The organism is Streptomyces chryseus, from assembly GCF_014650755.1.
Lineage (GTDB): Bacteria > Actinomycetota > Actinomycetes > Streptomycetales > Streptomycetaceae > Streptomyces > Streptomyces chryseus.
Map to the genome: position 1 here is coordinate 290,029 of NZ_BMVO01000005.1, position 13,662 is coordinate 303,690.

General features: G+C 72.9%; 13 protein-coding genes and 1 pseudogene. 10 read left to right on the forward strand and 4 right to left on the reverse strand.

Going from position 1 to position 13,662, the window contains the following annotated elements:
- Window positions 1-44 precede the first annotated feature (44 nt).
- From pcaDC to IE185_RS12020, 5 genes and pseudogenes are all read left to right on the forward strand, one after another.
- On the forward strand, window positions 45-1,364 hold the full coding sequence (gene pcaDC / locus IE185_RS12000) for a bifunctional 3-oxoadipate enol-lactonase/4-carboxymuconolactone decarboxylase PcaDC (protein ID WP_229843451.1): 1,320 nt from the start codon (window positions 45-47) through the stop codon (window positions 1,362-1,364).
- A gap of 19 nt (window positions 1,365-1,383) precedes the next feature.
- Window positions 1,384-2,025, forward strand: a complete 642-nt coding sequence (locus IE185_RS12005; RefSeq protein WP_189715130.1) for an MBL fold metallo-hydrolase — start codon at window positions 1,384-1,386, stop codon at window positions 2,023-2,025.
- A 40-nt stretch (window positions 2,026-2,065) separates the two neighbouring features.
- Entirely contained in the window at window positions 2,066-2,845 is a 780-nt protein-coding gene (locus IE185_RS12010) for an exodeoxyribonuclease III (protein ID WP_138896456.1), read from the forward strand.
- Window positions 2,846-2,916: 71 nt separating this feature from the next.
- Window positions 2,917-3,363, forward strand: coding sequence for a DUF6278 family protein (locus tag IE185_RS12015; protein WP_138896455.1), 447 nt, complete (start codon window positions 2,917-2,919; stop codon window positions 3,361-3,363).
- A 178-nt stretch (window positions 3,364-3,541) separates the two neighbouring features.
- Window positions 3,542-3,901: pseudogene (locus IE185_RS12020) on the forward strand (hypothetical protein); the annotation flags it as partial.
- On the opposite strand, the gene IE185_RS12025 reads toward IE185_RS12020, so the two are convergent.
- Both IE185_RS12025 and IE185_RS12030 read right to left on the reverse strand, forming a co-directional pair.
- Window positions 3,902-5,500 carry a CocE/NonD family hydrolase gene (locus IE185_RS12025; RefSeq protein ID WP_189715139.1) on the reverse strand — a complete coding sequence of 533 codons (1,599 nt, stop codon included), beginning with the start codon at window positions 5,498-5,500 and terminating at the stop codon, window positions 3,902-3,904. It abuts the pseudogene before it with no gap.
- Window positions 5,501-5,626: 126 nt separating this feature from the next.
- A complete protein-coding gene (locus IE185_RS12030; RefSeq protein WP_138896453.1) occupies window positions 5,627-6,826 on the reverse strand; it encodes a L,D-transpeptidase in 1,200 nt (399 codons plus the stop codon).
- A 217-nt stretch (window positions 6,827-7,043) separates the two neighbouring features.
- Here IE185_RS12030 and IE185_RS12035 point away from each other — a divergent pair, with 217 nt between their 5' ends.
- The gene (locus IE185_RS12035) at window positions 7,044-7,811 is read left to right on the forward strand and encodes an alpha/beta fold hydrolase (protein ID WP_138896452.1); all 768 of its coding nucleotides are present in this window, start codon (window positions 7,044-7,046) and stop codon (window positions 7,809-7,811) included.
- Window positions 7,812-7,826: 15 nt separating this feature from the next.
- Here the strand turns inward: IE185_RS12035 and IE185_RS12040 are convergent, their stop codons facing one another.
- On the reverse strand, window positions 7,827-8,570 hold the full coding sequence (locus tag IE185_RS12040) for a hypothetical protein (RefSeq protein WP_138896451.1): 744 nt from the start codon (window positions 8,568-8,570) through the stop codon (window positions 7,827-7,829).
- A gap of 104 nt (window positions 8,571-8,674) precedes the next feature.
- Between IE185_RS12040 and ggt the strand changes: the two genes are divergently transcribed.
- Window positions 8,675-10,507 carry a gamma-glutamyltransferase gene (gene ggt / locus IE185_RS12045; protein ID WP_138896450.1) on the forward strand — a complete coding sequence of 611 codons (1,833 nt, stop codon included), beginning with the start codon at window positions 8,675-8,677 and terminating at the stop codon, window positions 10,505-10,507.
- 120 nt (window positions 10,508-10,627) lie between these two features.
- Here ggt and map read toward each other — a convergent pair whose 3' ends face one another.
- The gene (gene map / locus IE185_RS12050; RefSeq protein WP_138907256.1) at window positions 10,628-11,395 is read right to left on the reverse strand and encodes a type I methionyl aminopeptidase; all 768 of its coding nucleotides are present in this window, start codon (window positions 11,393-11,395) and stop codon (window positions 10,628-10,630) included.
- A 41-nt stretch (window positions 11,396-11,436) separates the two neighbouring features.
- Between map and IE185_RS12055 the strand changes: the two genes are divergently transcribed.
- The 3 genes from IE185_RS12055 (at window position 11,437) to IE185_RS12065 (ending at window position 13,655) form a co-directional block, all read left to right on the forward strand.
- Entirely contained in the window at window positions 11,437-11,688 is a 252-nt protein-coding gene (locus IE185_RS12055) for a helix-turn-helix domain-containing protein (protein WP_138899384.1), read from the forward strand.
- A gap of 72 nt (window positions 11,689-11,760) precedes the next feature.
- Window positions 11,761-12,177, forward strand: a complete 417-nt coding sequence (locus IE185_RS12060; RefSeq protein ID WP_138899385.1) for a PPOX class F420-dependent oxidoreductase — start codon at window positions 11,761-11,763, stop codon at window positions 12,175-12,177.
- Between the two features lie 116 nt (window positions 12,178-12,293).
- Window positions 12,294-13,655 (forward strand): hypothetical protein, encoded by a 1,362-nt coding sequence (locus tag IE185_RS12065; RefSeq protein WP_189715131.1) that lies wholly within the window; start codon window positions 12,294-12,296, stop codon window positions 13,653-13,655.
- Window positions 13,656-13,662: the final 7 nt, after the last annotated feature.

The window sequence follows — 13,662 nt, forward strand, 5'->3', positions numbered from 1 at the left end:
CCCCTGGGGCGAGCACGCTCCACCGGATCGCTAACCTGGAGCGAGTGAGCGACGAGACCGAACAGAAGCCCCCGCAGACCTTGCAGCCCCTGCAGTACCGGTTCGACGGCCCCGAGGACGCCCCGGTCCTCATCCTCGGCCCCTCGCTGGGCACCACCTGGCACATGTGGGACCGGCAGATACCGGACCTGACCCGCCAGTGGCGCGTCTTCCGCTTCGACCTGCCGGGCCACGGCGGCGCTCCCGCGCACCCCGCCAGCTCCGTCAACGAGCTCGCCGAGCGTCTGCTCGCGACCCTCGACAGCCTCGGCGTGCAGCGTTTCGGGTACGCCGGCTGCTCCATCGGCGGCGCGATCGGCGCCGAACTGGCACTGCGCCACCCGGAGCGGGTCGCCTCACTGGCTCTGGTCGCCGCGTCCCCCCGCTTCGGCACCGCCGACGAGTTCCGTCAGCGCGGCGTGATCGTACGGACGAACGGCCTGGAGCCGATGGCGGCCTCCGCGCCCGCCCGCTGGTTCACGCACGGGTTCGCCGCGGCCCAGCCCGCGATCGTGGAGTGGGCCGTCCAGATGGTCCGCACCACGGACCCCGGCTGCTACATCGCCGCCTGCGAGGCGCTGGCCGCCTTCGACATCCGGGTCGACCTGCGCCGCATCGGCGTCCCGACCCTCGTCCTGGTCGGCTCGGAGGACCAGGTCACCGGTCCCGCCGAGGCCCGCACCCTGGTCGCCGGCATTCCCGACGCCCGCCTGGCGCTGGTCCCCGGCGCGTCGCACCTGGCCCCGGTCGAGCAGCCCGCCGCCGTCACCGACCTGCTCGTACGCCACTTCTCCACCGCCTGGCAGGCCACCCCCGCCTCGACCACCGGCATGCAGGCGATCCAGGCGCCGCCCGTGATGCCGGCGATCTCCGCTCCCCTCACCCCCGTGGGGGAGATCGGCGCCGCCGCGCAGCCCGTCGCCGTACCGGAGCAGGGCGGCCGCCCCGACCCGTACGACGCCGGGCTCAAGGTCCGCCGCGAGGTCCTGGGCGACGCCCACGTCGACCGCGCCCTCGGCGAGGCCGACGCCTTCACCGGCGACTTCCAGGAGCTGATCACCCGCTACGCGTGGGGCGAGGTGTGGACCCGGGAAGGACTCGACCGGCGTACGCGCAGCTGCGTCACCCTGACCGCGCTGGTGGCGGGCGGGCACCTGGACGAGCTGGCCTTCCACACCCGGGCCGCGCTGCGCAACGGCCTGACCCCGGCCGAGATCAAGGAAGTACTGATCCAGACGGCCGTGTACTGCGGCGTCCCCGCGGCGAACTCCGCCTTCAAGGTGGCCCAGAAGGTCATCCAGGAGGAGACCACACCGCAGGCGTAGCAGGATGGCGGCGAGGAGGATGTGCCCTGTGAAGCTGACCAAGAAGTCCCATGCCTGCGTCCGGCTGGAGAAGGACGGGCGGACGCTCGTCATCGATCCCGGCAACTTCAGCGAACCGGACGCGGCGGTCGGCGCCGATGTCGTCCTGGTGACGCACGAGCACCCGGACCACTTCGCCGAGGACCGGCTGCGGGCCGCTCTGGAGGCCGGCCCTGGCGCCGAGATCTGGACGCTGCGCAGTGTCGCGGACCAGCTCTCGGCGGCCTTCCCCGGCCGGGTGCACACCGTCGGCCACGGCGACGCCTTCTCGGCCGCCGGTTTCGACGTGCAGGTCCACGGCGAGCTGCACGCCGTGATCCACCCGGACATCCCGCGGATCACCAACGTGGGCTACCTCGTGGACGGTTCGGTGTTCCATCCCGGCGACGCGCTCACCGTCCCCGACCAGCCCGTCGAAACGCTGATGCTGCCGGTGATGGCGCCGTGGTCGAAGATCTCCGAGGTGATCGACTACGTGCGCGAGGTGAGGCCGAGGCGCGCCATCGACATCCACGACGCGCTGCTGACCGACCTCGCCCGGCCGATCTACGACCGCCAGATCGGCGGCCTGGGCGGCACCGACCACGGGCGGCTGACGCCGGGGGACTGCACCGAGGTCTGACCGGACGCCGGCTGTCGGACCCCGCCGATAGGCTGTCGGCATGCGTATCGCCACCTGGAACGTCAACTCGATCACCGCCCGGCTGCCCCGCCTGCTGGCGTGGCTGGAGAGCACCGGCACCGACGTGCTGTGCCTCCAGGAGGCCAAGACCACCTCCGAGGCATTCCCGGCCGCGGAGCTGCGCGAGCTCGGCTACGCCTGCGCGGTCAACGCGACGGGCCGCTGGAACGGCGTGGCCGTGATCTCCAAGGCCGGCCTGGAGGACGTCGTCGTGGGCCTGCCCGGCGGGCCCGACTACGAGGGCGTGCAGGAGCCGCGGGCGATCTCCGCGACCTGCGGCCCGGTCCGCGTCTGGTCGGTGTACGTGCCGAACGGCCGCGAGGTCGCCCACGACCACTACGCGTACAAGCTGCGGTGGCTGGAGGCGCTCCACAAGGCCGTGGCCGACGACGCCGCGGGCGAGCGGCCGTTCGCGGTTCTCGGCGACTTCAACATCGCGCCGACCGACGAGGACGTCTGGGACCCGTCGCTCTTCGTGGACTCCACCCACGTCACCCCGGCCGAGCGGGCCGCGCTCGCCGCGCTGCGCGACGCCGGGCTCTCCGACGTGGTGCCGCGCCCGCTGAAGTACGACCGCCCCTACACCTACTGGGACTACCGCCTGCTGGGCTTCCCGAAGAACAAGGGCATGCGCATCGACCTGGTCTACGGCAACGCCCCCTTCGCCGCGGCGGTCAAGGACAGCTACGTGGACCGGGAGGAGCGCAAGGGCAAGGGCGCGTCGGACCACGCACCGGTCGTCGTGGACCTCGACGTCTGAGGGTTCCGGGCCGGAGCGGGTCTCCGCGCGCCTGTGGTGAACATGGCGGGTCGAATGCGAGGCTGAGCGATATGAAGAACATCCCTTTCCTGGACACCTGGCTCAAACGCCGTGCCCCGGCGCGCGGTACGGCGGTGGTCGCGCCCGGCGGAGACAGCGACACGGAAGGTCTGGCGGAACTGCTCGCCGAGTGCGAGCTGTTGCGCGTCAGGGCAGGGGATGCCGGCCTCGAACTGGACGACTCCCCGGCTTCGTTGGATGCCCTCGACCAGCTGACGCCCCGCTGGCGCGACGACCCCGAGGAGCTGCCCTGGCTGGGCAACGACGCGGGGCTCTACCTCGGGACCGTGATCGTGCGCACGGTGCCGGGCGCCGTCTGGCAGCTGTGGCCCAGTGGCCAGCCGGTGGTCCGGCTGGCCTCCGGACGCGAGATCAACGTGGTCGAGTTCGGTCTGGACTGGGCGGTCAACGGGGCGCCCGAGCTGTCGCAGGTCTACGCCGAGGTCTCGGAGCTCTGAGCCTCCCCCGCACTCTTTAGTGCGCCTTATGCCCTATTCGAGCGTGTCGTGTTCGAAGTCCCTTGCCGCGCTGGATAGTTTGCGCTGACCTCGACACAGCTGAGAGTGGGTAGGGCTGCGTATGGCCGTCGATCCGTTGATCGAGCCGCGTGACGTCAACCAGTACTACGAGAAGCCGCACGTCCTGGTACCGCAGGGCGTACGCGCGACGATGCCGACCGTCATCAGCCAGTGGGTGGTCGCTCCGAAGGGCGCGTCACTCGGCTTCCGATCACCTACGAGGAGTTCCTCCACGCCGGCAAAGTCGTCGCGTCGGATCTCGACTACGATGTGCCGTTCATCCCCGTGGTGATGGTGATCTCGCCGAGGCACCGGGATGTGCACGCTGCTCTCCTGGTTCGCCCGGTGGGTGGCCGAACGGGAGAAGCGCGATCCCAGGACCGAGGCTGCGGAAGTGGGCCCGGCCGACGCGGACACGCTGCTGCCGGGCGTGCGTGAGTACAACCAGGGCACATGCCTGCCCGGCAGCAGCCGGTGATCACTTGTCGCGCAGTGGGACCGACACGTAGGACGGGTCGGACTCGGGTGACGAGAAGGTCAGCTGCGCGCCGGTCGGGTTGTGTTCGATGTAGAGCGGGTCGACGGTGTCGATCACCAGGGCCAGCCGGTGGCCTGCCGGAACGTCGTAGGCGGTGGAGAACAGCTCCAGGTCGACGGCGAACGGCTTGCCGGGTGTCCGGTCGTGGAAGGTGTACGGCGCGTTGCTGACCAGCTTGCCGAGGCCGAGCGGCCCCACGTCGTAGAGGTAGGCGACGAGGGTGCCGCTCTCCTTGGTGCTGGAGAGCGTGGTGTGGATCTTCGCCGTACCGCGCACCCGCTGCGTCTCGGCGTACCGCTCCGACTGCCAGACCGACGCGTAGGCGCGCGGCAGCAGCGGTACGGAAGCCATCGGCGGCAGCTTCAGGAACTGGTCGAGGGCGTTGGACAGCAGGACCGTCCCGCCGTTGGCCCCCGAGTCGACGTTCGCGCGGATGGTCTTGGCGCCGCCCATGGCGATCTTCCGCTGGGTGGCGCCGACCGACTTCCAGTCGGGGTAGCCCTCGTACGCGCCGGTGGAGCGGGACTTGAGCTGGACCGGCTGCTCGCCGTCGATGCCGTTGGCCGCGCCGTTCAGGTGGTGGTCGAACCAGCGCCGGGCGTTGGTCCACACGTCGTTCGGCAGGCCCAGCAGGCCGGTGGCCTCGGAGGTGGCGTGGTCGCCGGGGCGCAGCTCCAGACGCTTGGGGCCGGTGAGCTTCTCGTAGAAGCCGGCGTACTGGTTGGGCGGGAAGATGGTGTCGCCCCAGGCATTGCCCAGCATGACCGCCGAGCCGTTCTCGTTGATCCGGTCGAGGTAGGTGACGGGGGAGCGCTTGCGCCCCCACTCGATCATGTCCTGCTCCTTGTCCAGGTTGGAGCCGAGGAAGTCCTTCATGGTCTGCTGGAGCTCGGCGCTCGGGCGGCCGGTGAGGTAGCCGGCGCCGCTGAGCAGACCGGCGGCCTGCTGGTGCTGCGTACGGCCGCTGTAGATCGAGTCGATGAGGTCGGCCCAGCCGCTCAGCGCGACGACCGCCTTGATGCGCTTGTCGTGTCCGGCGGCGAGGAGGCTGATCCCCGCGCCGTACGAGACGCCCGCCATGCCCACCTTCGCCGGGTCGGCCGGGGTGTTGGCGAGCGCCCAGTCGATGACCCGGGAGGCGTCGGCGATGTCCGGCGGGCCCGCGACCTCGATGTGGCCGCCGGACTGCCAGAAGCCGCGGGAGTTGTAACTGACCACGACGTAACCGGAGTCGGCGAGCTTCCGGGCCTGGGCGACGTACTCGATCTGCGGCATCGCCCAGCTGGTCGGCAGCACGATCACCGGGTAGGTGCGGCTGCCGTCGGCGCCGGCCGGCGTGAAGACGTTGGCTTTGAGTACGACTCCGCCGTCGCCGGTGATATCCACGAACCGGACGCCGGGGAGAGCGTCGGTCGCGGTCGCGGTCGCGGGCGGCTGCGCGGGGGCGGCGGCCCGGGCTGTGGGAGCCACGCCTGTGGCGGTCCCGGCGAGCAGTACGGCGGCGGTCGCGGCGCCGGCCGTAGTGCCGCGCAGGGACATGTGGGGGTGTCTCACGGGTCACTCCTCACTCGTGTCAGTGCAAAGTGACCCGACGGTAACCTCCAGCGCTTACCGTTGGTAACTCCCCGGTAAGTTACGTCGGGGTAACAATTATTGGACGCTGTGTCAGTTGGGGTCCCCGCCCAGGGCGCTCTTCGTCTGCCAGTCGGCCCAGGAGAGATTCCACTCGCCGTAGCCGTTGTTGGCGGCGATCGTCCCCTTGGCGTCGTCGCCGGTCACCTCGAACGGGTCGCCGACGTGGACGTGGCGGTAGATCCACGCGGCGTCCTTGTCGCTCATGCCGACGCAGCCCGAGCTCTTGTTGGCCTTGCCGAAGTACGCCTTGTTCCAGGGCGCGGCGTGCGCGTACATCCCGGACCAGGTGAGCCGCATCGAGGAGTCGACCATCTTGTCGTACGCGTCACCGAGACCCACGGTCTCGGAGCGCATGTTGATCGTGCCCTCCTTGGCCATCAGGACGGCCGTGCCGCGCCACGAGGCCTTGTCCCCGCCGGGCGTCCCGGCCGACATCGGCACGTCCTTCACCGTCCGCCCGTCGCGCGTCAGCCGCAGCCGGTGCTCGTCGAGGTCGACCTTGACGGCCTGCCGCTCGCCGACGGTGAAGTGCGTGGCGTAGTCGCGCACGAACCAGCCGCCCGCCGCGCCCGAGTCGACGCCGTTCAGGTCGGCCTTGAGGGAGACCTCCGTGCCCGGCTTCCAGTACTCCCTGGGGCGCCAGTCGACCCGGTCCTTGCCGGAGTAGTCCCGCATCCAGCCCCACGAGCCCTCGGTGCCGTTAGAGGTGGTCACGTCGAGGCGCCTCTCGACCGCAGCCCTGTTCTTCACCGGGTGGTCGAAGACGACCGACAGCGGCTGGGCGACGCCGACCGTGGTCTTGTTGCCGGGGACCAGGCTGAGCTTGTTGACCTTGTCGGGGGCCGCCGTGGTGAAGCCGGCCCGCGCGCTCGCGCCGTGGTCGTCCTCGGCGCGCACGGAGTACTCCGTGCCCGGGGCGGCCTCGCGGCCCGAGGTCCAGGACTTCCCGTCCCCGGACACCTTCCCGGGGAGCCCGCCGCCCTCGGAGTCGCGCACCGTGACCTTGCTCAGCCTGCCGTCGGTGATCTTCACCCGCACCGGTTCGCCGGCGTCGGCGTGCTTCCCGTGGAGGTTCACCGAGATCTCCGGGGCCTTCGCGGACGGACCGGCCGCGTCGGCCTGGTCCGCCCCGCCGGCGGAACACGCGGTGAGCGCGACGCCGAGGGTCGCGGCGCCTGCCAGCAGGGTGCGGGTGCGGTGGTGGGGGTGCGTGGGGCTCGAGCGGATCAACTGGAAAACCTCCGGTGCGATGTCTGTCGTCCCGAAGAGTCGATTGAACAGGGAGCGGTTGCCTCAATGGCGGAAAATGCGCCCAAATCGGCTGTGACAAATGACGCAGAAGGGAAGGACCGATGGCCCCTGACAGCCGGATACGCGGTCTTGCCGGGGCCTGTCCTCTCGGTCAACGTGAGCAGCGACACAGCCTCACCTCCCGATCGGAGACGCCGTGGCCTCCTCCTTCGTCCTCCCGCACACGCTGCTCGGCGACGGACCCCACCGGGTCTTCGCCGTGCACGGCTGGCTCGCCGACCGCGGCGCCTTCGCCGCCGTACTGCCGGACCTCGACACCCGGACCTTCAGCTACGCCGTGGTCGACCTGCGCGGATACGGCGAGGCCAGGCGGCAGCCCGGCCGGTATACGACGGCCGAGGGCGCGGCGGACGTGCTGGAGCTGGCCGACCGGCTCGGCTGGGACTCCTTCTCACTCGTCGGGCACTCCATGGGCGGCTCCGTCGTCCAGCGCGTGCTGGCCGCCGCGCCGCGGCGGGTACGGCGCCTGGTCGGCGTGTCGCCCGTGCCCGCGAGCGGGCTGCGGATGCCGCCCGAGCAGTGGGAGCTCTTCGCGGAGGCGGCCGACCGGCCCGCGAACCGGCGCGTCATCCTCGACTCGACGACCGGCGGGAACCGCCCGGCCGCCTGGCTCGACCGGATGGTGCGCCGGTCGGTGGAGCGGAGCGACCCGAGGGCGTTCCGCGCCTGGTTCGACTCCTGGGCCGGTGAGGACTTCCACGCCGAGATCAAGGGAGCCGACGTACCCGCCCTCGCGGTCACCGGTGCCCTCGACCCCGCGCTGAGCGCCGATCTGATGCGCCGGACCTGGCTGAGCTGGTTCCCGCGCGGCGCCCTCGCGGATCTGCCGGGCGCGGGCCACTACGCGATGGACGAGACGCCGCTCCAGCTGATCCGTACCGTCGAGGACTTCCTGCGCGCCTGAGCGGCGGCGCGCTGACTAGCCGGCCGCCCGGTGGGAGGGGCGGGGCGCGGCCGGGACCGGCTCCCGCGCGGCGCGCGTCACGTCCGCGACCAGCTCGACCACGTCCGGGCCGTACGCCTCCGAGTTGATCACCTTCAGCAGCAGGCAGAAGGAGCCGTTGCCGTGCTTGCGGGCCAGCTTCTCGTGGTTGCGGGCCAGGTAGCGGGTCGCGGCCTGGTTGGTGATGGCCCGCTGGCCGCAGAAGAGGAAGACGGGCCTGGCCTCCTGACGCGTCGTGAGACGCGCCAGGAGGACGTACTCCGCCACGCCGGGCTCCAGCGGGTAGCGCTCGCCGCCTATGTGGAAGGCGGCCCGGTCGGGGCCCGGCGCGGCGTCCGTGTCGATCCGCACACCGGGCAACAGGCTCTGCAGGTGGGCGGCCGTCCGCCGGTTCGACGCGGGGCCGCCGACGCAGAACTCGGTGCGCTCGCCGATGCCCTGGCGCGCCGCGTCGTGGGAGAGGATCTGCGCGTGCGCGCCGCAGTCCTTGACCACGGCGGCGAGTTCGAGGAGTGCGAAGACGTCGTACCGGTGGACGCCCTCGCCGCCCGCGTCGCGGTTCACCACGAGCAGCGACTCGGAGTCCGTGGGCATGCCCAGAAACTCCTGCTTGCGGCGCAGCTTGCGCCGCCACAGGTACGTACGGGCGAGCCAGCCGAGTGAGGCGCTGATTCCGGCCGCTATCACGCCCAGCACGATGTTGCGTACGTCGTCGGTCATGGGGCGGCATGCTAGCGCCACGGCGCACCGGTGTTCGAGGGGATCCTGACGCACGCGGCCGGCTGAAGTTACGCTGCGCGGACACGTGTTGACTGGAGGTACGCATGCGCCGCTCCACGGTACGAGTGCTGTCGTTCTGGGCCGTCGCGGCGGTGGTGGTGTCCGTCGGTGCCACCACCCCGCCAGCCGCTCCCGCCCCGGCGGCCTCACCGCCGCCACCCGTCAAGACTCCGGTCGCCGCCGGGTACGGAGGGGCGGTCGCGAGCGTCGACGCCGACGCGTCCGCCGCCGGCATCGAGGTGCTCCGGCGCGGCGGCAACGCGGTCGACGCGGCCGTCGCGACAGCGGCCGCGCTCGGCGTCACCGAGCCGTACTCGGCCGGCATCGGAGGGGGCGGTTACTTCGTCCACTACGACGCCAGGTCCCGCACCGTACGCACGGTCGACGGCCGGGAGACCGCGCCGCTGAGCGCCGACCGGTCCCTCTTCCTGGAGGACGGCAAGCCCCTCGCCTTCGACCAGGCGATGACGAGCGGCCTGAGCGTGGGCACTCCCGGCACCCCGGCCACCTGGGACGCGGTGCTCGACGCCTGGGGCACCAAGCCGCTGCGGACGCTGCTGGCACCGGCCGAGAAGCTCGCCCGCGACGGCTTCACCGTCGACGCGACCTTCCGGTCGCAGACCGCCGCGAACGAGGCGCGGTTCCGGGACTTCCCGGCCACGGCGGAACTGTTCCTTCCGGGCGGGAAGCTGCCGGTGGTGGGGTCCCGGCTCACGAACCCGGATCTAGCCCGTACGTACGAGAAGCTGGGCCGGGAGGGCGTCGGTGAGCTGTACCGGGGCGACATCGCCCGCGACATCGTCCGTACGGTCCGCAGGCCACCGGTCGACCCCGGGGCGACGCGGGTGGTACGGGCCGGCGATCTGACGGCGAAGGACCTGCGCACGTACCGCACGTTGAAGCAGGCGCCGACCAGGGTCACGTACCAGGGGCTCGACGTGTACGGCATGGCGCCGTCGTCCTCGGGCGGCACGACGGTGGGGGAGGCGCTCAACATCCTGGAGCGCACCGACCTCTCGCCCGACGCGGCCACCCGGTCGCGCTACCTGCACCGCTTCATCGAGGCGAGCCGGATCGCGTTCGCGGACCGGGGGCGGTGGGTCGGCGACCCGGCGTTCGAGGACGTACCGGTGAAGGGCCTGCTGTCGCAGCGGTTCGCGGACGCGCGGGAGTGCCTGGTACGGGACGACGCGGTGCTGGTGAGCCCCCTCGCGCCCGGCGACCCGCGCGAACCGGGCGGTGGGGGCGGCTGCGGCCCGGCGGGGACGGCCGCGCCGACGACGTACGAGGGTGAGAACACCACGCACCTGACGACCGCCGACAAGTGGGGCAACGTCGTGGCGTACACCCTCACCATCGAGTCGACCGGCGGCAGTGGCATCACGGTGCCGGGGCGGGGGTTCCTCCTCAACAACGAGCTGACGGACTTCTCCTTCGCCCCCGCCAACCCGGCGGTGCACGACCCGAACCTGCCGGGGCCGGGCAAGCGCCCGCGCTCCTCGATGTCGCCGACGATCGTCCTTGAGGACGGGCGGCCGCTGCTGGCGCTCGGTTCGCCGGGCGGCGCGACGATCATCACGACGGTGCTGCAGACCCTCACGGGGCACCTGGACCGGGGACTGCCGCTGGTCGACGCGATCGCGGCGCCGCGCGCGAGTCAGCGGAACGCGGCCACGACGGAGCTCGAACCGGGGCTGTGGAACGACCGTCCGCTGCGCGACGAGCTCGAAGCGCTCGGGCACGTCTTCAAGCTGAACCCGGAGATCGGCGCGGCGACCGGTGTGCAACGGCTCCCGGACGGGCGGTGGCTCGCGGCGGCGGAACGGGAGCGGCGGGGCGGCGGCTCCGCGATGGTGGTCCGCCCGGCCACCCGCTGACCCGGAGACGGCCTATCGGTCACCGCCGGGTTTCCGGCGCGCCCGCCCCGGTCCGGGAAGGAGCACGGGCGGGCGCGGCGCGGCGGTGGCGCGAGCGGGGCGGGAGGGACCGGCCCCGCTTCACACCACCGTCAGAAGACGCGGCCCCGCATCCGTGATCGCCACCGTGTGTTCGGCGTGTGCGGCGCGGGAGCCGTCACAGGTGCGCAGCGTCCAGCCGTCCGCGTCCGCGTAGAACGCGTCCCGGCCGCCGCCGATCAGCATCGGCTCGATGGCCAGCACCATGCCGTGCCGCAGTACGAGGCCCCGCCCCGCCCGCCCCTCGTTCGGCACGTCCGGGCCCTCGTGCATCGAGCGGCCCACGCCGTGGCCGCCGAAGCCCTGCGGGATGCCGTAGCCCGCGGACCGGCAGACGCGGCCGATCGCGTGGGCGATGTCGCCGATCCGGTTGCCGGGGACCGCGGCCGCGATGCCCGCGTCCAGCGCCGCGCGCGCGGTGTCGGCGAGGTGTACGTCGTCGGGGCGGGGCGTGCCGACGCTGAAGGTGACGGCCGCGTCGCCGACCCAGCCGTCCAGCGTCGCACCGCAGTCGACGCTGACGAGGTCGCCGTCGCCCAGGCGGTAGTCGGTCGGGACGCCGTGCACGATCGCGTCGTTGACGGAGGTGCAGACGACCGCCGGGAACGGCGTCGGCGCCCAGCTCGGTCGATAGCCCAGGAACGGCGACGACGCCCCCGCCTCCCGCAGCACGGCGCGCGCCACCTCGTCCAGTTCCCGCAGGCGGACGCCGACGCGCGCCGCCTCCCGTACGGCGGTCAGTGCTTCGGCGACCACCCGCCCCGCTTCCCTCATCGCGTTCACCGACGTATCCGTCTTGATCTCCACCATGCCAATTACTATACCGGTTGACGCGGTATTAGAATGACGGCATGGTCCGCACCCCTCTCACCCCCGCAGAGCGCGAACGCGGCGAGCGCCTCGGGCGGTTGCTCCGCGAGGCGCGCGGCGACCGCACCATGGTCGACGTCGCCGCCCACGCCGGCCTCTCCGCCGAGACCCTGCGCAAGATCGAGACCGGCCGCGCCCCGACGCCCGCGTTCTTCACCGTGGCGGCGCTGGCGGGCGTGCTGGGCCTCTCCATGGACGAGGTCGCCGTCCGCTGCGCCGTGGTGCCCGTCTGACGCGCCCCGGGCGGCGGCGGTCCTGCCGGAGCTGTTCGAGGTGCGTGCGGCGCACGGCGTACGCTCGCGGGCATGACTTCCGACCAGGATCCGCTCGCCGTGCTCGGCCGTAGCCCGTACGTCAGCCTCACCACCTTCCGCAGGAACGGCACGGGGGTCGCCACACCGGTGTGGGCCGCCTCCGACGGGGCCGAGCTCTACGTCTGGACCAAGGCCGACTCCTGGAAGGTCAAGCGCATCCGCAACGACGGACGGGTCGTCGTGACCGCCTGCGACGCGCGCGGACGCGTCAGCGACGGCGCGCCGTCCGCCGAGGGCACCGCGCGGCTCCTGGGCGCGGACGGGCTGCGCAAGGCGCGCGGGCTGCTCGCGCGCAAGTACACCTGGCAGTTCTGGCTCACCGACGTACCGGCGGCGATCGTCAGGCTCGGAAAGCGCCCGCACGTGGGCATCGCGATCAGCCTCCGGCACCCGTCGCGCCCCGCATGAGCGATCCGAGCCCTCGGCGAAAACTGTCCGTAGCCGCGCTGTAACACACCTGCGGTCGAATGCCTGCGGACCGAACGGGTCCAGGCGGCGGCGACAGCGGCAGGGGCGGGGTGGCAATGACGGTTGGTCGGATCCCGGCGGAGGCGCGGGCGTTCGCGCGATGTCTGCGCGAGCTGACGGAGCTCCTCGACACGGGCGCCGGCTGGTGCGGCGTCTTCTGGCAGCGTGACCCCGCCGGCATGCGGGCGTGCCTCGACGGCACCGAACTGCCGCCCCGGGACGTACTGGAGGCCCTGCTGCAGGATCTGGCGGCCCGGTACGGAGTGGCCGCTGCCGGGCGGGAGACCGTACGCGCGCGAGCGCTGCACGAAGCGGCGGCCGCCGCGCACGACCGGCGGCCGGGCGGGCGGGCGAGCCTGACGGAGCGGCTCGTGGCGATGCGGCGCGAGGAGGAGTACGCCGCCGAACGCGAGCGGGAGCTGACGCTGCGGCTGCGTGCGGCGGCGGGCGCCGACGGCCCGGACCGCGCGCCGGGGCTGGACGTCGAGCTGGCCTGGGCCCGCGACGACCGTGAGCGCGCGGCCGCCCGCCGCGCGGAGCTGGACGCGCGCCTGGCGGCCCTGGACGCGCTGCGGGGCCCGCCCGCCCCGGGGCCCCCGGATCCGTGGCTGCGGACGGAGCAGCCCGACGGCCGGCCGGGCGGCCGGGGGACCGCCCCCGCATCCGGGCCGGGCGGCGGGGAAACCTCCCGCTCGCGCCCCGAAGCCGCGCCCAAGCGGCGACCCCGGGGAGCCCGTTACGCCGTAGTGGACGACGACGGCGGGGCACCTCCCGCCACCCCCGGCCTGCCCGCGCCTGCCTTGCGGACCGCCGCTCCCCGGGGAGCCCGCTACGCCGGGGTCGACGAGCCGGAGCCCGTGATCACCGAGGACCCCGTCGCCGCCGCCCGGGCGGCCCGTGCCGTGGCCGACACCGTCGCCGTGCTCGTACAACTGCGCGCCCAGGGGCGTACCGGAGAGGCGCACGTGCTGCTCTGCGAGGCCGCCGGGTGGCCCGCCGTGCGGCTGCCCGTGCTGGCCGGCGTACTGGACCGGGCGGGGCTCGGCGCCGACTGGACCACCCTCCTGTGGGAGGCGGCCTCCCAGCCGCTCGACCGGATCGCCGCCGTCGCGGCGGAGCTCGAAGGCGCGGGCCTCGGCGAGGACGGCCGGCGCCTGCTGCGGCAGGGCGTCGCGGGTCCCGCCTCCGACATCGCCGCCGCCCTGCTCGCCCTGGACGACGCGGGGGGACGCACGCGCGAAGTGCGCGCCCTGGCCGACGCGTTCGTACGCGTCCGTACGCCCGAGGACGCCGCCCTGGTCGCACGGACCGACCCGCGCCGCCTCGCCCCGCTGCTCCTCGACGCCGCGCGGCAGGTGTCGCAGCGCCGGTACCGGGACGTGGTGCACGCCCTGCGCGTCGCGGGCGCCACGCCGTGACGGCCGG

What these genes read in the sequence shown, in the direction of transcription:
- IE185_RS12005 (WP_189715130.1), top strand. Translation starts at nt 1,384, where the DNA reads ATGTGCCCTGTGAAGCTGACCAAGAAGTCCCATGCCTGCGTCCGGCTG.
- IE185_RS12010 (WP_138896456.1), top strand. Translation starts at nt 2,066, where the DNA reads ATGCGTATCGCCACCTGGAACGTCAACTCGATCACCGCCCGGCTGCCC.
- IE185_RS12015 (WP_138896455.1), top strand. Translation starts at nt 2,917, where the DNA reads ATGAAGAACATCCCTTTCCTGGACACCTGGCTCAAACGCCGTGCCCCG.
- IE185_RS12025 (WP_189715139.1), bottom strand. Translation starts at nt 5,500, where the DNA reads ATGTCCCTGCGCGGCACTACGGCCGGCGCCGCGACCGCCGCCGTACTG.
- IE185_RS12040 (WP_138896451.1), bottom strand. Translation starts at nt 8,570, where the DNA reads ATGACCGACGACGTACGCAACATCGTGCTGGGCGTGATAGCGGCCGGA.
- ggt (WP_138896450.1), top strand. Translation starts at nt 8,675, where the DNA reads ATGCGCCGCTCCACGGTACGAGTGCTGTCGTTCTGGGCCGTCGCGGCG.
- map (WP_138907256.1), bottom strand. Translation starts at nt 11,395, where the DNA reads ATGGTGGAGATCAAGACGGATACGTCGGTGAACGCGATGAGGGAAGCG.
- IE185_RS12055 (WP_138899384.1), top strand. Translation starts at nt 11,437, where the DNA reads ATGGTCCGCACCCCTCTCACCCCCGCAGAGCGCGAACGCGGCGAGCGC.
- IE185_RS12060 (WP_138899385.1), top strand. Translation starts at nt 11,761, where the DNA reads ATGACTTCCGACCAGGATCCGCTCGCCGTGCTCGGCCGTAGCCCGTAC.
- IE185_RS12065 (WP_189715131.1), top strand. Translation starts at nt 12,294, where the DNA reads ATGACGGTTGGTCGGATCCCGGCGGAGGCGCGGGCGTTCGCGCGATGT.